Below are 17485 nucleotides of genomic sequence, written 5' to 3'. Positions count from 1 at the left end.
ACTACAACGCGATGCAGCGGGTGAAACTGCGCCTCGTCGCAGCGACGGTGCTGACGATCGCTGCGTGGCCCGCTGCGGCGCCCGGGCAGGTTCCGGTTTGCCCCCAGCCGGACCCGGAGCGCCCGATGATCAGCGCGTGTGCCGCCGGAGGACGCTACGCCGTGGCGGCGTTCCTCAACAACCTGTCGATCGACCAGACGCTGCGCGGGGAAGGCGCACCGATCCTGCGCGACCTGCACTCGGTGTTCGCGACCTCGGCGCCGCAGGGTTTCCAGAAGCAGAACGCTGAAGTGGGCGATTACCTGGGCCACCTGCCCCCGCTGCGTCTTTCCAGATTCGATACGGCCAGCGGCTCGGTCGAGATGGCCGTGCCCGACGATTCGCGAACGGCGCAGTTTGAACTGCAGGCGGGTGGACATGATCTCAAGCTCGGCATCGAGCTTCCCGAGCGCATCGAGGGTGGCTACTGGCGCACGCCCGGTGTGTTGCAGGTCGCGTTCTGGTCCGGCCGCCGCGCGAAGTTCCACACCCAGCTCACCGACGGCTCGGCCTTCGATGCCGAAATCGCATGCCTGGTCGTCAGCGGCGACGGGATTCGCATCGTGACCACCGGCGACGATACACCGGATGTGCTCGTCCGCATGGATGCCTGTCCGTGAACGCAGCAAGCATCCGCGCCTTCGTCGCGCTTTCGTGCGCGCTCGCCGTGGCAACGTGCGCGCCGCCGGCGCCGCAGCCCTGCCAGCGCTATGACGCGCTGTCGCTCAACCGCGAGAACAACTTCTCGAGCCGCGTGGACTGGAAGTCCGCCAGGATGGTGAACCTTGCCCAGGAGCACGTCGAGCTGGCGATCTCGGCGGTGCGGCCGATGCGTGGCCCGCTCGAGCTCGTGCACGTGGTCGGCGATACCGAGGCGGACCACTGGACCGTGACGGTGCCCGACTACAACAACGCGCCCGTCTCCCTTTGCCTGATCTCGCCGCCCGGGGTCGTCGCCAACTGCGGCGCTTCGCTACAGGGTGTTCCGCTCTCGCCCACCGGCTACTGGTACCTGCGAACCGGAGAGAACACGGTGCTGGAGGCGGGGCTTTCGTTCTTTCTCTGCGACTGACGGATCGGGAGTTTTCAAGGCCGGCCCGTTGCGCGTGTTCCTCGGATAGCCACTGTTCACTTCAGGTATCCGAGGCTCTTCAGTTTTTCTTCCTGCGTCGGCGTCAGGTTGAATTTTTCGCCCGCCGGCTCCGCCGAGTCGTGAGCGTGGATCTGCTGTTCAAGTACGGAGACAACGGCGGGATCTGGGACGCTGAGCGGCTCGATCGTGCCTCCATTGTCCCCGGCGACACGAAAAAGGTTTTTCGCTCCAAGCTCAGCACAGCGCTCGGCAGTCAGGGTCCGCGGCTCACTCAAAACCCAGGTGCCGTTCCCGTCGCGCGCGGGAGCATGTCCCCATGAGCAGGAGCCACGGAATTCGTTTGTTGTCAGTTTCCAATTCGGCGTTCGAACACCGCGACTGATCATCGGCCCAAGCAACGCGCCTGTCTCCGGCGTCGTCTGAGGCCAAAAGAAGTAGAGTGGCAGGTAGGTTTCAAAATACGCTACCTGGAGATCTTTCGGGACCCGGTTGCCGTCCAGATCCCCTCCCACGGGCAGCAATGATCTGCCAGGTCCTGCCTCGGCGGGGATATTCTCGAGGGCCAGCACGGTAGGAAGAATGTCTACGTTCTTCGCGATATCCACCCGCTTCACGCCAGCTCCCATCGTCCCGGGATAACGTACGATCATCGGAATGTGGACTGCCACTTCATCGAGCCGAAGGGTGTGCCCGACATACCCCGATTCGCCCAGGTTCTGCCCGTGATCGGCGTGCAGGATTACCATTGTCTTGTCGAGCAGTCCTGTCTCGCGCAGGTGATCAATCAGCCGGCCTACGGCTCGATCGGTCTGTTGCACGGCGCCATCGTATGCGACTACTACCTCGCGCTCCTGAGGGAAGGTGCTGCGTGTACGGTCATATTTCTCGTGCGGACCGAAGTAGTGGACCCAGAGGAAAAAAGGGCGCCCATCGCGGGTATTGTTCAGCCATTGGATTGCGGCAGCAGTGACGTCGGCGTCAGGTCGGTACCAGTCGTTCTCTTCCTTTTTCTGGACGAACTTTGTCTGTTCATCCCAGTTCTGAGGATACGATTCGGTTACCGGATTCACCGGCGCGTTCGGGTCGACGAGCTCAGGCATCGAGAACTTGTCATCGTAGGTCTCGAACCCTTTGTTCAGTCCGTACACTGAATCGAGAGGGAAGGACCCGACGACTGCTCCCGTCTGCATCCCGTGATCGTGCACAATCTGGGCGAGGGTGCTGACGGCGGGATCGAGCTTTGAGCGCGGATCTCGCAGCCCGTGGTAAGCACTGTAGTGCCCCGTCATGACAGACGCCATGGACCCCGTAGTCCATGGCATATCGCAATACGCATGTTCGAAAAGCGCGCCCTCGGCGGCAAGACGGTCGATGTTCGGCGTGTTATTGGCAGGATGGCCGTAGCAAGCGAGGCGATCCGGTCGGAGCGTATCGATCGTGATCAGAACGACTGAATGCTGCTGCGTCGGAGGCGATCCCGGCGGGCCACACGCCACGGCGGCAAGCATCAAAAAGAGACAAACTGCCGGCCAACTTCGAAGCCGCACCGGATTCGACGAACTTTCCATGATAAGATGACAGACCGTCGGGGAAGCGTAACGTTAACGCAGAGCCCCATCATTATCAATCGCGGATCGCCGAGACGATGGGACCTCGGGAATGGGACTGTCCGGAACTTCTTGAATGCCTCGAACACCGCCGTATTTGCTCACCGCTCGATGATCGCCATGCACCCCAGCGTTTCGGTCGCGAATGACCATCTCGACCGAAGCGTTCAGGTTCTCGAGAATGACCAGGTTCATCCGCGTCGCGCGTTTCGACCGGTCAGAGACGAATCGTCTCGGATCCGCGAAATCCAGAATGGTTCCCCTCACTTCGCCCATCCGATATACGCAACGATGGTGAGACCGCTCGCTGATGATCCTGCACGCGGACCACGGCCGGAACATGGTCGGATTCGGCGTCCCGGAACACGGCATGCGCGCATGGACGAGGTGACGACGCGCATTCCTCCCATCGCGCCGCGTCGGCTGCCCCAAGCGAAGGACCGCAGGCGATGAGCGGTACTGCCCGGCCCGGTCTTTCCCCGTCGGCCCTGTTCGCGCTGAAGCTCACCGGCAGCGTCCTGTTCACCGTCGTACTTCTCGGCGTCGTCGAGATCGTCGCCGGGCTGTTCGCTCCTCCGATCGTCGCCAGGGAGATTCCCGGCGATTCCGTCTCGCGCACCGTCACATACATCGAGGTGAATCCGGCGCCCCTGGTGCGCGACGTCGACCTGCTGTGGCGCAACCAGCCGTCGACCACGCGCACCCAGCCGGTCAATCCGCGAGCGTTCGGTCGCGACGACCAGTGGACGATCGAGAACAATTCGGAAGGCTTTCGCGGTCCGGAAAGAACGGCGACGCCCGCCGGCACCAAGGTTCTGCGCGTCCTGTGCGTCGGCGATTCGATCACGTTCGGATTCAGCGTCGACCAGGGTGACACCTACCCGGAGCAGCTTCGCCGCCTTCTCCAGTCGCGTTATCCCCAGCAGCGTTTCGAGATCATCAACGCCGGCGTCCCCGGCTGGTCGTGGCTGCAGGGCCTGCGCTTTCTCGACCTCGATATTGAACGCCTGAAGCCGGACGTGGTCGTGATCGGGCACGGCACCAACGACCAGCTTTTCCCGTCGAGGGTGACCGATGATGAGCGATTCCTCAGGCTGGCCAGCCCGGCAACACGGTTTGCGCAGCGCGTCTCAGGCTTCGCCGCCGAGACCAACCTGTATCGTGCGATCTCGCGACTGTTCCCCGAGCGGCCGATCGACCAGCCGAGCGCCGGCTGCCGCGAGCAGATCGTGCGCACTGGCTCCTGCCGCCGCGTCTCCGTCGAGCAGATCGCCTCGGCGGTGCACGAGGTCTACGCGCTCGCGAAGGCCAAACGCGTGGATCTCCTCGTTGCCAACACCGATTTCGTCCAGACGCCCGCTATTGGCGGCGTGCGAAGCGGCGTCGAAGCCGACCACGTGCCGTTCGTGGATCTCGTCGATCAGGTGACCCGCCTGCGAGAGGACGACGAGAACGCGCGCGCCGACCGCCTCGGTCTTTCGCGCGCGAGCCCGCCGCAGGGCCCGAAGGAGGACCGCAGCGTGGTGCTTCGCGTCCAGGTGCCAGATCCGAAGCAGGAATACCGCGTCGACGGAGTGGGGTACTTCCGCCCGGACTTCCGCTTTGCCGAGGCGCTGTTCGACGACGGCACGCACGGCGACGAGCGAGCCGGGGACGGAGTGTTCTCGACGACGGTGCAGGTTCCGGCCGAGTTCTCCGCGATCGAGTACAAGTACCACCAGGGCTCGGTGGACGAGTTCGCCGCGATCCCGCCGCTTGCTTCGACGCTCGGCGATCGGGTATTGAAGATGCCGGGAAGCCGCATCGGGCCGGTGGAGGTGTTCGGGCAGTCGTTGTTCATGGTCGAGCGGGCGCATCCCAATCGCGACGGTCACCAGGTGATCTCGCGGCTCATCGCGGACAAGCTGAAAGATCTTCCGGCGTTTCGCGGCCTGGTCGAGACGGCTGCCGGGGCCGGCGGAGCGCGCGCCGGAAGCTGAACAACGGGGCCGTGAGCACGAGGCGCAAGGCACCGGGAGGTGCGGCGCCGTCGGCGCGCTGTCCAGGAATCACCCCATCATGCAGGAGACGTCATGAGCCATCCGCTGCCCCAGCGCCGCCACTATCTCGCGGTCTTCTTCGCGAGCCTGTCGCTGCTGATGCTCGAGATCACCGTCGCGCGCATGCTGACGGTAGCGCTGTTCAGCCATTACGCGTTCGTCGCGATCTCGCTGGCGATGTTCGGGCTCGGCCTCTCCGGCCTGGTGGTCTACCTGCTCCCGCGACATTTTCCGGCCGAACGCGTCGACGAGCAGGTCACGACCTTCCTGTCGTTGTTCGGCCTGACGGCGGCGCTGTCGGTGCTCGCATTCCTGCACATCCACGTCGTGCAGTCGCTGTCGCTCGCGGGACTCTCGTCGCTCGGCCTCGCCTACGTGGTCCTGACGGTACCGTTCTTCCTCGGAGGCATCTGCATTTCGCTGCTGATGACGCACTTCTCCTCGAGCATCGCCAGCATCTATTACGCCGATCTCGTCGGGGCGAGCCTCGGCTGCCTCGGCGTCGTCACCGCGCTGGGCCTGCTGCCGGCGCCCCAGGTTGCCGTCGTGATCGCCGCCGTGGCGAGTGTGACAGCGCTGTTCATCGCGTTCGGATCGGCGCACCGCCAGGCGCTCGCCGCCACTTCGGCGGCAGTCGTCGGCGTGCTGCTCGTGCTGTCGTTCACCAACGACCTGTACGAGATGCGCTACATCAAGCAGAGGACGGACACGTACAGCGAGAAGACGACCTGGAATTCGTTCTCGCGCGTCTCCGCGTTCGCCGAGGACCGCAACGCGGCGCAGATCCTGCCGATGCGCTCGCCGTACCAGTCCTACCAGGACGGGCCGTACCCCCCGACGAAAATGCTCGACATCGATGGCGCCGCATGGACGCCGATGATGGGCTGGAACGGCGATCCTGCATCGATCCAGTGGCTGCGCGACAGTGTCCTGTACGTGGCCCACGAGATCCGCCCCCACGCCAAGGTGCTCGTGATCGGCACCGGCGGCGGCCGCGACCTTCTCGCGGCGGTCGCCTACGGGCAGCCGTCGATCACCGGTCTCGAGATCAACCAGTCGATGCGCCACACCGTCGAGGACCTTTACGCGGACTATGCGGGGCATCCGTATACGCACCCCGGCGTCCACGTGATCATCGACGAGGCGCGCAGCCGCCTGTCCGGCCTCGACGACAAGTTCGACATCCTGCAGCTCAGCCTCATCGACACGTTCTCGCTCAACGCCGCCGGCGGCTTCGTGTTCAGCGAGAACTACCTCTACACCACCGAGGGATTCCAGGAGTACTACGATCACCTCACGGACAACGGCATCCTCAGCGTCACGCGCTACATGGTCGCGCAGTACCCCGTCGAGGTGCTGCGCATCGTCGCGATGGCGCGCGCCGCGTGGGAAGGCCGGGGCGTCCAGGACTTCGCGAGCCACATCGTCGTCCTCAAGCAGGACCTCAACACGACGATGCTCGTCAACAAGTCTCCGTTCACGAAGGAGGAGCTCGCCAAGCTCAAGGAGCGGGCCGGTTACCTCAACGCGCAGATCATGTGGATGCCGGGCGAGCAGCCGGGGCACCTGGAGGTCGCGCGCGTCATCAGCAGTCCCGACTGGCGCACGTTCATGTCGCACTACCAGTTCTTCATCGATCCGCCGACCGACGACCGACCGTTCTTCTTCAACTTCCTGCGCGGCCTCCTCCCGACGGGCATGGACGATCCATTCCACTTCCTGACGATGTGGAACGACGCGCTGGCGCTCATGTACATGCTGATGGGCACGGTGACGGTGCTGGCGGTGCTGTTCTTCTCGATTCCGCTGCTGCTGTTCCGGCGAGGACCGGCGCACCGGGTGCCTGCAGGCGTGGCGGCTCCGCTGCTGCTGTACTTCGCGTGCCTCGGTTACGGCTTCCTGATGATCGAGATCCCGCTGCTGCAGAAGCTCATGCTGTTGCTGGGAGCGCCGGTCTATGCACTGGCGGTCGTGCTGTTCGCGCTGCTGTTCTTCTCCGGCAACGGCAGCCTGCTGTCGGAACGTCTGGCCGGAGACAACGTGCTCGGCACGCTGACGCGGGTCCTGACCGGGATTCTCGTGATTTCGAGCGTCTACATCGTCGCACTTCCGTCGGTGATCCATTTCCTGCTCGGCGATCCGATCGCCGTTCGCATCCTGGTCACCGTGCTGCTGCTCGCGCCGATCGGGCTGCTGCTCGGGATGGCCTATCCGCTAGGTATCACGCTGCTGCGCACGTGCGGTGAAGAGCTGGTGCCGTGGGCGTGGGGTCTCAACGGCGCGATGTCGGTCGTGGCCTCGGTGGTCGCAATTTTCATCGGCAGCAAGATCGGCTTTACCGCGGCATTCCTGACGGGCGTGCTCGCGTACGCGGTCGCGCTCGGCTCGATGACGCTGGCGATGCGGATGCGGGGGCCGGCCTCGCTGCCTTCCTGATCAGTCGCCCGCCGGCGCCGTTGCCACGGCAACGGAAGGTGTCGTATTTTCCTGCAGGTGGGCCCTGCGGCCGGCCGACATCGCGTGCAGGCGCGGCCGCGCAGGCTGGATCCGGCTCGCCACGCCCCAGTGCACGACAACAGCCGTGAGGTTGGCCGCGGGAAGCCCGAGCGACAGCAGGATCTCGCGCGCCGGTCGCACGTCGTCGGAGAACAGCACGACGAGATACGCGAATACGACCGGCGCTGCGCGGTCCTCACGCGTGGGAGAACAGCACCATCGAAGCGATCAGATATCGGTAGAGACCGGACATCGAGCGTCCTCGTGCTCAGGACCCCGAAGACGCGTCCTGCCCGGCACTGCACCACGCCGGCAGCGAGTCGGGCGCGAGCTCGCGCGGCAGCGCGATGTGCATGCGCCGCCTCACTGCGGCGGCCATGATGTCGCCGAGTCCGGTCGAGACGGGATAGAAGCGGTATCTGCCCGGATGCGGAGCGAGCTCGGTGCGCAGCATCTTTTCGCCCGCGGCGCAGTTTCCCTCGAGGATGGTCGCCGATCCGGCCAGTGCGCGCGCCTCGAAAAAAGCGGGGTCGGCGGAGACTGCCGTGACGATCAGCGAACGGCTGCGCTCCAGCGCGGCGGCCAGGCGATCCGGATCGCGGCTGCCGTCGGGTTTCAGCACCGATTTCAGCGTCAGCAGTGCCAGGTCGTAATTCGATTCGGGGATCGTCGGGTCGAGCTCGACGGCACGCCTCGCCGACGCGAGCGCCGCGTCCGCCCAGCCGAGGCGGTCGTAGATCACCGCCATCGTGTTGCTGTATTCCGCCTGCGTCGTGCGCTCGTAGATGATCTTGTCCGGCGGCGTGCCGAACGACTGCGTCGGCTGCATCCGCGCGGCGCTGCGGATGTCGTAGAGCGCCTCCAGGGGACGGCCTTCGTCGAGCGCCATCGTCGCGAGGTTCTCGTAGGACAGGTGCCAGCTCGTCGCCAGTCCTGTTTCAAAGAGCTCGCGCGCACGTTCGTGCCAGCCGCCGGCGTAGTAGACAACCCCGTAGAGGTTCTGCCACACCGGCGATTTGGTGCTCGCATCGTCGAGCCAGTGCCGCTCGAGGAAGACGCCGTTGGAGAAGACGATGGTCGTCGCCACGGGGAACACGACGCCCCAGGTGCCGAGCAAGCGGCGAAGCAGCGGACGCGACGCGGCGACGCGCTCGGCTCCGACGGCGAACCAGAATGCGAACAGCACCGAGGCAGGAGTGAGGTAAGTTGCCTTGACGGCCGCGTTCATGGGCACGGTGCGCGTCGCCTGGATGAACAGCGCAAGCGCCGCGGCAAACGCCAGAAGAAGCGGCACCAGCGTATCGTCCCAGCCGTACCGGCGAATGCGCATGAGGCCGGTCCCCAGGCCGACCAGCACCAGCACAGTCGGCACCAGCCCGAGGCTCAGCATCACCTGGCCGGCGTGCCGCGACACGTCGCTGACGGTGACCGGCGGCAGCACCTGCGCGCCGACCGCGTCGAAAAACGTGTTTGCGAAAGCCCCGGTCCACACCGATTCGCGAAGCGAGCTGTGCTCGACGCCGAAAGGCAGGTCGCCGGTGAGCGGGATGCCGCGCGGCCACTGGGGCCGCAGCACGATCAGCGGATCGAACAGCAGGTACTCGAGCAAGTCGCGCTTGCCGCAGGTCTGGAGGTCCTCATGGCGGCGCACCATGAACTCGTCGCGACTGACTTTGAACGGATCGTGGTACTCGATGATGTTGCGCGCGTAGAACCACCCGCAAATCGGCAGCATGGCCGCCCCGACGGTCGCGATCGCAACGACGCCGCGTTTCCAGTCGCGCCGCGCCAGCGTCTGCAGGCCGAGGGAAGCGAACGAGGCCGCGACGATCGCGACCGCGGTGAACTTCGTCAGCATCGCCAGGCCGAGGCAGATGCCGAGCACGAGGCAGCGCGGCACGTCCGGCTTGCGCAGGGTCCAGAGCAGCACGAGCACTGCGATGCTCGAGAGCACCGCGTTCAGGCTTTCGTTGCCGAGGTATCCGGCAGTGAAGACGTGAACGGGCAGGAACAGCATGAGGATGGCCGCAAGCGCGGGCCACAGCGGATCGCGCGGAAACCAGCGGCGCGTGATCGTCCAGGCGACTGCGGCTTGCGCGAGCCCGAGCGTTGCCGTCAGGCAGGTGCCCGCGCGCAGTCGCGCGACGGGGTCGAAGCCCGACAGCAGATTCCAGATCGACGCCATCAGCCAGTAGTACAGCGGCGGATGGAAGAACGACCAGCCGGAGGTGGGCGGCGGGATCCGCCAGTTCTCGGCCATGAACCAGATGTAGGTGAAGTGCCCGAAGCCGTCGAAGGCGCGCAGCGCAGGGTAGGTGAGCGCGTTGTTGATGCGCACTGCCCACGCGACGACGAACGCCAGAGCGAGCAGCCACGGCGGGCGGTTACGAGGCATTCGCACCCGGCGCGGCTTGCGCAGCGTCCTGCGCGTCTTTCTCTGCTTGCGCTGCTTGCGCCGGCTTGCAGAGCGGTACCAGCAGTTCCGGATCGAGCGCAGCCGGGAAACCGGTGATGTACCGCCTGCGCTTGATCGACGCCGCGAGCATGTCGCCGACACCGGTATCGACCGGGTAGAGCCGCGGCGCGTGCATCGATTTCGCGTCGGCGAGCGCGGCGCGCGCGTCGTCGCAGTCTCCGTCGATCGCCTCGAGCGTCGCCGCCAGCAGCTTCGCCTCGCGAAACGCCGGGTCGAGCACCAGCGTGTCGAACAGCAGGCGCCGGCTGCGCGCGAGCCACGCGTCGCGTGCCGGGGCAACCTTGCTGGACGGACCCGCCACGGCATTGAGCGCGGCCAGCAGCGCCAGGTCGTAGTTCGCCTCCGGCAGGTTCTTGTCGTTTGCCAGGGCGCGCGACAATGCGTTCTCGGCCGCGGCGTCCTCACCGAGGCGGTGGTAGATGACGGCCATCGTGTTCAGGTATTCGGCGGCCGTGTTGTGGTTGAACAGCTCGCGGTCCCACGGTGTGCCGAGGGATTGAGAAGGCTGCAGCTCGAGCGCGCGGCGCATGTAGTAAAGGGAGCGCATCGGTTCGTCGTCGATCGACAACGACGCGAGGTTCTCGAATCCCAGGTGGTAGTCCTGGTCCGCTGCCTGCTGCAGGTAGTCGCGCGCGCGCTCGTCATCGCCGCCGGCGTGGTAGATGACGCCGTACTCGTTGAGCCAGATCGGCGTCAGCCAGGAATCGGCGAACCATGATTGCGCGATCGTGCGCCCCTGAAGGAAAACGGCAGTGCTGAGGATGGCCAGGACGCCGCAGGAGGCCAGCACCGGCCGCACCCAGCGCACGTGCCGGCGCTGGATCCAGTCGAGGCCGAGCGCGAACCAGAAGCCGAACACCGCCGAGACGGGCAGCAGGTACGTGGCCTTGACCGCTGCGTGCGTGGCCACCGAGCTGGTGCCCTGGACGACTACGGCGATCATCGCGACGAACGTGGCGACCATCGCAACGACCGTGTCGTCCCAGCCGTCGCGCCACAGGCGGCGAATCCCCACGGCAAAACCGAGGACCACGAGCAGCGACGGCACCATCCCGAGTGTCATCAGCGCCTGCCCCGCATGGCGTACGGTGTCGCTCGTCGAAATGGATGGCAGCACCCAACCGCCGTAGCCGTCGAACCAGGTGTTGGCGAAAAGACCCGTCAGCACCGACTCGGCGGCTGCATTGTATGGCACCAGCAGCGGCGTTTCCTGCACCAGCGGCACGCCTCGCGGCCACTGGGGCCGGCGCAGGATCACAGGATCGAAGAGCACGTACTCCCAGATCGTGCGCCGTCCCTTGGTCTGGATGTGCTCGTAGCGCGCCAGCACGAAAGTCTCGCGGCTCATCTTGAACGGCGTGCCGTAGAGCATGATGTTGCGGCCGTAGAACCAGCCGCAGCACGCGAGCACCACCAGCCCGCACACCGTCATGGTCTTGAGCCCGCTCTTCCATTCGCGGCGGATCATCGTGCGCGCGCCGATGGTCGCGAAGGTGCCGACGACGGCCACCAGGCCCGTGAACTTCGTCAGCATCGCGGCGCCGAGCCAGAGGCCGAGCCACGCGGCGCGCAGCGCAGTGGGCCTGTCGAGCAGCTGGAGCAGCGCCAGGAACGAGATGCTGCAGAAGATTGCGCACAGATATTCGTTGCCGAGGAAGCCGGCCGAATACAGGTGCACCGGCAGGAACAGCATCATGGCGGCCGCGGCTACCTGCGCGATGCGGTTACCCGGCAGCGCCCGCCCGACCAGAAGGAAGCTGACCCACGCGTGGACGAGCCCGAGCATCGCCATCGTGAGGGTCCCGAGCTTGAGCCGCATCAGCGGATCGACGCCGGGAAGCGCGTCCCACAGCCACGCCATGAATGCGTAGTAGAGCGGCGGCTGGAAGAACTCCCAGCCCGACGTCGGAAGCGGAATGCGCCAGTTGCGCGCGAGGAACCAGATGTAGCTGAAATGTGCGTAGCCGTCGTAGGCACGCACCGGCGAGAAAACCAGGGCGTTGTTCACTCGCACCGCCGCGCCGATCGCGAACATCAGCGCGACGATCAGGAAAGTCGTTCGGCGGCTCATTCGGAAAAGCGACCCGGGCGTCGGTCGCTGTCAGGCGATCGACGATAACGGCGTGGTGGGGGGGAGTCAAGGTGGCCGATCGCCCCAAGCTACCGGAATGATGCGCGAAATTGCGCCATGCGCATCACCGTCGAGATGCGCCGCCGGCCCGGCCGCTGCCCGCGCGGTCTCGCTACTGCGGTTTCTCGCCCGTCAGCGCCCTGGTCACTTTCGTGATCAGCGTATCGGAGATGCCGAGGTGCATCTTGGCCCACTGGTACGCACGCAGTGCCACGTTGTCGGCCTTGACCATGATGTGCTTGACGGAAGAGTCGGCCGGCCTTGCGTAGTACGTCGTCGCGACCGGCTTCGCATCGGTCGTCTCGTCGACGGTGTAATAGTACCACTGCAGGCTCTTGCGGCTGCGGTTTTCGGGGCAGGTGAGGGCATCGGGAAAGCCGTGCAGCGCACGCGGCGTGTTGAAAACGACGGCGCGATTGAGCACGCAGTCCACGCTCTTGACCGTCTCCTTCATGCGCGAGTCCCAGAGCTGCAGCGCGCCTCCCCATGCGGGGTCCCAGTCTTCGTTGAAATACAGGATCAGGTTGCAGCGGCGCCGCCACGTCGGCTGCTCACGATGCATCGTGAAGTCGGTGTGCACGTTGAGGAAGCCGCCGGTCCACGACTGGTGCATGCCGCCGCCCTCGATTTCGGGGTCGGCCAGCAGGCCCTCGATTCCGGTGATGCGGCCGAGCAGCGCGACGAAGCGCGGCGAGTTCATTTCGCGGATGATCGCATCGACGACCGGCGGGAATTCCTCCCAGCGGTTCGTGCTCGCCTTGTTCTCGTTGACGTGGCGGTAGCGGATCCAGTGCTCGTCGGCGTGGCCGGGAAACGTCCTGGCGGCTTCGCGAGCCGCGTCGTCAACGAGGAAGCCGTCGAACGCCAGGTGCGCAAACGGGCTGTTGGATCGGTAGCGCTGCGCGAGCTCGTCGGCCTCGGCCTCGTAGCGCTCGTAATCGAAGATCTGCCCGGCGACCGTGCGGTCGCTCTCCGTCGCTGCTTCGGTAGCGTGCATTCCAGTTCCCTTGCGCCGAGAGGGGCTGAAGGGAGCAAGCGCTCCCAGGCCCGGGACACGGCGGCCTCTCCCCGGCCGTCTGACCCACTCTTATGGCGAGAGTGGGTCAGTAGCGCAAGGTCCTTCTCGAGGGGCACCTTGCCCGGTCGCAACATCAATGCGGCGCGGCAGGTGCGCCTTCGGAGGACACGGCGGGCACGGCTGCGGGCGCTCGCAGCGCTTCCACCCATCGCTGCGGCAGGCTTCCGTCGCTGCGCATGCGTTGCCACTCCGGTTCGCTCAGGGCGAGCGTTCGACGCGGCGTGAACCTTGCGCGCTCGATGCGCGCCGCGATGGCAGCGGGATCTTCCCCGCCGAGGTTGGTCAGGTACGGGACGACCGGGCGGCCGAGCTTGCGATACTCGGCCAGACGGGTCAGCACGAACCAGAACGGCGTCTTCTGCTTGTCGCCGCCGGCCTTGGCGTCGGAGCTGAACTGGCCAAGGCCGAATCCGGACCCGGCGTACCTCGGCATCGTGAAGTCGAGCACGGTACGGTCGTCGCGGGTCGGGGCAACGCCGCGCACGAAATCCGCGAACGCGACGTCGTCGAAGAGGAACATGCTCAGCAGTTGGTCGACGTCCCGCACCTGGCTGAGCGTCATGTCCCGGTGCACGCGCGGCTCCTTCATGTGCTCGCGAAGGCGCGAGTAGTCGATGGCCAGCGGCTGGCGGCTTCCGACCAGCAGCGCGCAGCCGCTGCCGAGTTGCCACCACATGCTCTGGTGCGGGAACACGGCCGCGAAGGCCGCGAACAGTTCCTTCTCCTCGTTCATCGTGCCGTTGCCGGTCGGGATCCACTGCATCATCAGGCCATCGGGCGCGAGATGGGCCAGCGCGTCGCGGTAGAACTCGACGGTGTACAGGTTGATGACGCCGGCAGTGAAGGTCTCGGGCGGCTCGAGCAGGATGACGTCGTACATCTGATTCGTCGTCATCAGGTAGTTGCGCCCGTCGTCGATGATCGTGTGAACTTTCGGATTGGAGAGCACGTCGTCGTTGGTCCAGAACAAATGGCCGGCCTCGAGCACGTGCGGGCTCAGCTCGACATTGTCGACGCGCTCGAGCTCGGTGTGCGAAGCGACGGCCGAAAGGCTGTTGCCGACGCCGAAACAGATGTGCAGCACGCGCTTCGGCGTGCCCGGGTGCAGAAGCATCGGCAGGTGGCCGAGGAAGAAATTGACGCCGAACGACATCGTCGAGGCCGTGCCGCGCTGGTCCTCGTAGACGATGGTGCGCTGTCCGAAGGCGTTGCCCACGCCGACGGTATCCGTCGATCCCTCGCGATAGAAATCGAGAACGCCGGGCCTGCCCTGCAGGAACGTGTCGCGAAAGACGTCGCCGGCAGGGACGAACAGCGCAGCTGCCGCGGCCACGACTGTCGCAGCGAGCACTGCGGCCTTCGCCCTCGGCAGAGCGACGGAGGCCACGAGCCCGGCGGGCACCAGGCACAGCGCGATCAGCAGCCTCTGGGTGCCCCACATGCCGATGACCGGCACGAGGAGAAACGAGCACGCGATCGAGCCGACGATGGCGCCGAGCGTGTTTGCTGCATAGACACGGCCCACCGACGAACCGACGTCGTCCCGCCCTGACGCGTAGACTGAGGCGGTCAGCGGGAAGATCGCGCCGAGAAAGACCACCGGCGGCAGCAGCACCAGCACTGCCCGCAGCATCATCATCCGCAGCGAATCTTCGAAAGTCGTCACGATGCCGCTGCCGACCATCCAGTCGGTCCATTCGCGCAGTGACGGAAACGCCAGGATCGTCACGACGAAGCCGGCCGCCACACCTGTCTGGAGCGCCGCAAGGACGAGCAGGGGACGGCGGCGGTGGGCGAGCATCGTCGTGTAGACCGCGCTGCCGAGCGCGATGCCGAGAAGGAATGCGCTCAGCATCGACGTGAACGCGTAGGTGGAATTGTAGAGGTACCGCAGCAGCGCGCGGCTCCACAGCACTTCGGCAGCCAGCGAGACGAAGCCCGAAATGCCGGCACAGAGCAGGATCAGCCGCGAGAAGGCCGTTTCCTCGATTTTCGGCGAATCGCTGCGCACGGGTGCGATCTCGCCGGAGGCCTGCGCGCGGCCGGCGATGGCCGCGGCGCCCGCTGCCAGCAGCAGGTTGCTGACGGCGGCGATCCGCGTCGTCCCCGTCAGCCCGAAATGCTCGATGAGCCAGAAGCCCGTCAGCGCGCAGCCGAGGATCGCGCCGGCCGTATTGACGAAATAAAGCACGCCGGCGCCGCGGTGAAGGCCGCGACCGGTCGTCGTCCAGTAGTGCACGAGGACGGGATAGGTGCCTCCCATCAACGTCGTCGGCACCAGCAGCACCCCTGAAGCCAGCAGTGTGCGCGCCAGCGAGAACGTCGCGTACGGAAGCCCGAGCTGGGCCAGCGCGATGTAGAGCGGGCGAAGTCCGTGCAGCAGCAGCGGCACGACGAGCGCGTAAAGACCGATCCCCGCTTCGAGCAGCGCGTACAGGCGCAGCGGGTTCGAGAATTTCTCGACGCGCCGTCCGAACCAGAAGCTGCCCAGCGCCAGCCCGCCCATGTACGTGGCGAGCACGGCGGAAACTGCGTAGGTGGTGACGCCGAAGATCAGCGACAGCTGGCGGGTCCAGAGGACCTCATAAATGAGTCCGCTGGCGCCGGAGACAAAGAACAGCCCCGTGAGAAGCAAAACGCGCCGGGGCACGAGGATGCCTGTAGCTGTCAGTTGACCGCGTTGCAATTGCCGTCCCGGCGCCGCCGGTGTCGTGCGAGCAGCTCGTGGGCGTGCGGGCGGCGGGAATTCGCCGCGCTTTCTTCGCAGATATTGCGCCAAAATGGTGCGCACTTGCTTCGCCGGCTGCCCCGGGGATTCATCGCCGGGATTTGCCCGCGGGCTTCGCGTCGGTCATCCCGCTCGCGTGCCTGGGCAGACTTCTTCGCGACCGGCGGGAACGGGCGGGATTCGATGAGGGAAAGCGAGGGGACCAGCTTCGGCGAATTGGCTGTCTCGGACTGCACGGAGGTGGAAACCCCGCTGTTCGAGGCCGGCGAGGACGCCCCGGCTGACGACGCTGCCGGGCCCGCCGACGCGGCTGCGCAGACGGCCGCGCGCGCCGAGGCTTCGCACCATGCCCACGACGTCGCGCGCCGCGCCTGGTACGGCCTGCTGACGCAGGCTGTCGACAAGATCCTGCCCGTCATCATCCTTCTCTACCTCGCGCGCGTCCTCGACCCCGCATCCTTCGGCATCTACGCGTTCGTCATCGCGTACCTCGCGTTTTTCCAGATCGTCTCCGACTACAGCATCGACACGGTGCTGGTCCGCACGATGAGCCAGGATCCGGCCGAGCGCGACGCGCTGCTTTATGCCGGTCTCGGCCTCAAGCTGACGATGGCGCTGTGCTCGGTGTGCATCTCGGTGGCGTTCGTCGGCATCGCGTCGAACCACCAGACGCCGCCGTCGCTGATGCTGGTCGCCGCCTTCAACCTCCCGACGGCGCTCGGCGGCGCGTACCGGGCCTGGCATCGCGCGCGCCTCGAGATCTTCGCGCTGTTCTGGCAGGCCGCGCTGCGCGCCGTCCTGCTGGCGATCGGCGTGTGGATCGCCGTGCTGAACGGCAGCAGCCTGACGTCGATCTTCCTTGCGATGTCGGGCGCCAACCTGCTGACGTTCTTCATCATTGCGTTCGTGCTTCGCAAGAAGATCGCGCCGCGCATCCGTTTCGACCTGCGGCGCTGGCGGCGCCTTGCCGGAGGCGTCATTCCGCTGATGCTCAACGCGTTCGCGATGACCGTCAGCCTGCGCATCGGCCAGATCCTGCTGATGACGCTGAGGGGACCGGTCGAGGTGGGTCAGCTCGGAGCGGCCTCGCGCGTGACCGAGGCTTTCTCGCTGCTGCCCGAGGCGCTGATGATCAGCATCTACCCGCTGATGGCGGGCCTGCATGCCCGCGAATCGCCGGCGCTGCTGACGACCGCCGAGCGCTCGGTGCGCTACCTGGTCGTTGCCACCGGAATTCCGGTCGTGCTGTGTGCGGTGCAAAGCGGGCTGATCATGAGCAAGCTGTTCGGGCCGTCGTTCGTCGAGGCCGGCGTCATCCTGTCGCTGCTCGCGTTCACGGCGCTGTTCAGCGCCACCGGCACCGTGATCCTCAACCTGCTCGTCGCGACCCATAACGAAAAAGCCATGTCGCGCAATACCCTCGTCTTCGCCGGCGTCGGCGCGACGCTGTCATGGCTGGCGATCTCCACCTTCGGCACGATCGGCGCTGCGGTCGCGGCGCTGGCGACGACGGCGGCTTCCCAGGTTTCGCTCGCGATGCTGCCGTCGACGCGGCGTTACGTGCGCGCGACGCTGGCCTCGGCGGCCCGGCCGCTGGCGGCGGTGCTGCTGACGGTGCTGGCAACCCGGCTGACGGGCCTCGAAGGGGTTGCCTCGATGGCGGCGAGCATGGGAATCTACGTGATCTTCGTCGCTGCCTTCGGCATCTTCGGTGCCGCCGAGCGGCGCCTGCTTCGCTCCCTGCTCGAAGCCCGCGGAATCCGGGTCGGGAACTAGCAGGCGGAGCCGCTCGCAGGAG

11 protein-coding genes are annotated in these 17485 nt (G+C 66.1%); 5 read left to right on the top strand and 6 right to left on the bottom strand.

Annotation, left to right across the window (positions count from 1 at the left end):
• The first annotated feature begins 11 nt into the window (after positions 1-11).
• On the top strand, positions 12-659 hold the full coding sequence (locus VGK20_05540) for a hypothetical protein (GenBank protein ID HEY2773497.1): 648 nt from the start codon (positions 12-14) through the stop codon (positions 657-659).
• The gene (locus tag VGK20_05535) at positions 656-1111 is read left to right on the top strand and encodes a hypothetical protein (GenBank protein ID HEY2773496.1); all 456 of its coding nucleotides are present in this window, start codon (positions 656-658) and stop codon (positions 1109-1111) included. The genes VGK20_05540 and VGK20_05535 overlap by 4 nt, the downstream gene beginning before the upstream one ends.
• Before the next feature lie 56 nt (positions 1112-1167).
• Here VGK20_05535 and VGK20_05530 read toward each other — a convergent pair whose 3' ends face one another.
• Entirely contained in the window at positions 1168-2700 is a 1533-nt protein-coding gene (locus tag VGK20_05530; GenBank protein ID HEY2773495.1) for a sulfatase, read from the bottom strand.
• 488 nt (positions 2701-3188) lie between these two features.
• Between VGK20_05530 and VGK20_05525 the strand changes: the two genes are divergently transcribed.
• Both VGK20_05525 and VGK20_05520 read left to right on the top strand, forming a co-directional pair.
• The gene (locus VGK20_05525) at positions 3189-4718 is read left to right on the top strand and encodes a GDSL-type esterase/lipase family protein (GenBank protein ID HEY2773494.1); all 1530 of its coding nucleotides are present in this window, start codon (positions 3189-3191) and stop codon (positions 4716-4718) included.
• 93 nt (positions 4719-4811) lie between these two features.
• Entirely contained in the window at positions 4812-7214 is a 2403-nt protein-coding gene (locus tag VGK20_05520; protein HEY2773493.1) for a class I SAM-dependent methyltransferase, read from the top strand.
• Here VGK20_05520 and VGK20_05515 read toward each other — a convergent pair whose 3' ends face one another.
• The 5 genes from VGK20_05515 to VGK20_05495 form a co-directional block, all read right to left on the bottom strand.
• Positions 7215-7433, bottom strand: coding sequence for a hypothetical protein (locus VGK20_05515; protein ID HEY2773492.1), 219 nt, complete (start codon positions 7431-7433; stop codon positions 7215-7217). It lies immediately after the preceding gene.
• Positions 7434-7542: 109 nt separating this feature from the next.
• On the bottom strand, positions 7543-9669 hold the full coding sequence (locus VGK20_05510) for a glycosyltransferase family 39 protein (GenBank protein ID HEY2773491.1): 2127 nt from the start codon (positions 9667-9669) through the stop codon (positions 7543-7545).
• Positions 9659-11821, bottom strand: a complete 2163-nt coding sequence (locus VGK20_05505) for a hypothetical protein (protein HEY2773490.1) — start codon at positions 11819-11821, stop codon at positions 9659-9661. Before VGK20_05505 ends, VGK20_05510 begins: the two co-directional genes overlap by 11 nt.
• 172 nt (positions 11822-11993) lie before the next feature.
• Positions 11994-12878: a 2OG-Fe(II) oxygenase gene (locus tag VGK20_05500; GenBank protein HEY2773489.1), complete on the bottom strand. Its 885-nt coding sequence runs from the start codon at positions 12876-12878 to the stop codon at positions 11994-11996.
• A 154-nt stretch (positions 12879-13032) separates the two neighbouring features.
• Positions 13033-15609 (bottom strand): fused MFS/spermidine synthase, encoded by a 2577-nt coding sequence (locus tag VGK20_05495; protein HEY2773488.1) that lies wholly within the window; start codon positions 15607-15609, stop codon positions 13033-13035.
• A 261-nt stretch (positions 15610-15870) separates the two neighbouring features.
• Between VGK20_05495 and VGK20_05490 the strand changes: the two genes are divergently transcribed.
• Positions 15871-17463 (top strand): flippase, encoded by a 1593-nt coding sequence (locus tag VGK20_05490; GenBank protein HEY2773487.1) that lies wholly within the window; start codon positions 15871-15873, stop codon positions 17461-17463.
• Positions 17464-17485 lie beyond the last annotated feature (22 nt).

Source organism: Candidatus Binatia bacterium, from assembly GCA_036493895.1.
Taxonomy (GTDB): domain Bacteria; phylum Desulfobacterota; class Binatia; order UBA1149; family CAITLU01; genus DATNBU01.
Note: the sequence above shows the minus strand (reverse complement) of the source record. Positions and strands in the feature narration are given on the sequence as shown.

Excerpts from the sequence above, each read along its gene's own strand:
- VGK20_05540 (HEY2773497.1), top strand. The coding sequence starts at position 12 with ATGCAGCGGGTGAAACTGCGCCTCGTCGCAGCGACGGTGCTGACGATC.
- VGK20_05530 (HEY2773495.1), bottom strand. The coding sequence starts at position 2,700 with ATGGAAAGTTCGTCGAATCCGGTGCGGCTTCGAAGTTGGCCGGCAGTT.
- VGK20_05525 (HEY2773494.1), top strand. The coding sequence starts at position 3,189 with ATGAGCGGTACTGCCCGGCCCGGTCTTTCCCCGTCGGCCCTGTTCGCG.
- VGK20_05520 (HEY2773493.1), top strand. The coding sequence starts at position 4,812 with ATGAGCCATCCGCTGCCCCAGCGCCGCCACTATCTCGCGGTCTTCTTC.
- VGK20_05510 (HEY2773491.1), bottom strand. The coding sequence starts at position 9,669 with ATGCCTCGTAACCGCCCGCCGTGGCTGCTCGCTCTGGCGTTCGTCGTC.
- VGK20_05505 (HEY2773490.1), bottom strand. The coding sequence starts at position 11,821 with ATGAGCCGCCGAACGACTTTCCTGATCGTCGCGCTGATGTTCGCGATC.
- VGK20_05500 (HEY2773489.1), bottom strand. The coding sequence starts at position 12,878 with ATGCACGCTACCGAAGCAGCGACGGAGAGCGACCGCACGGTCGCCGGG.
- VGK20_05490 (HEY2773487.1), top strand. The coding sequence starts at position 15,871 with ATGAGGGAAAGCGAGGGGACCAGCTTCGGCGAATTGGCTGTCTCGGAC.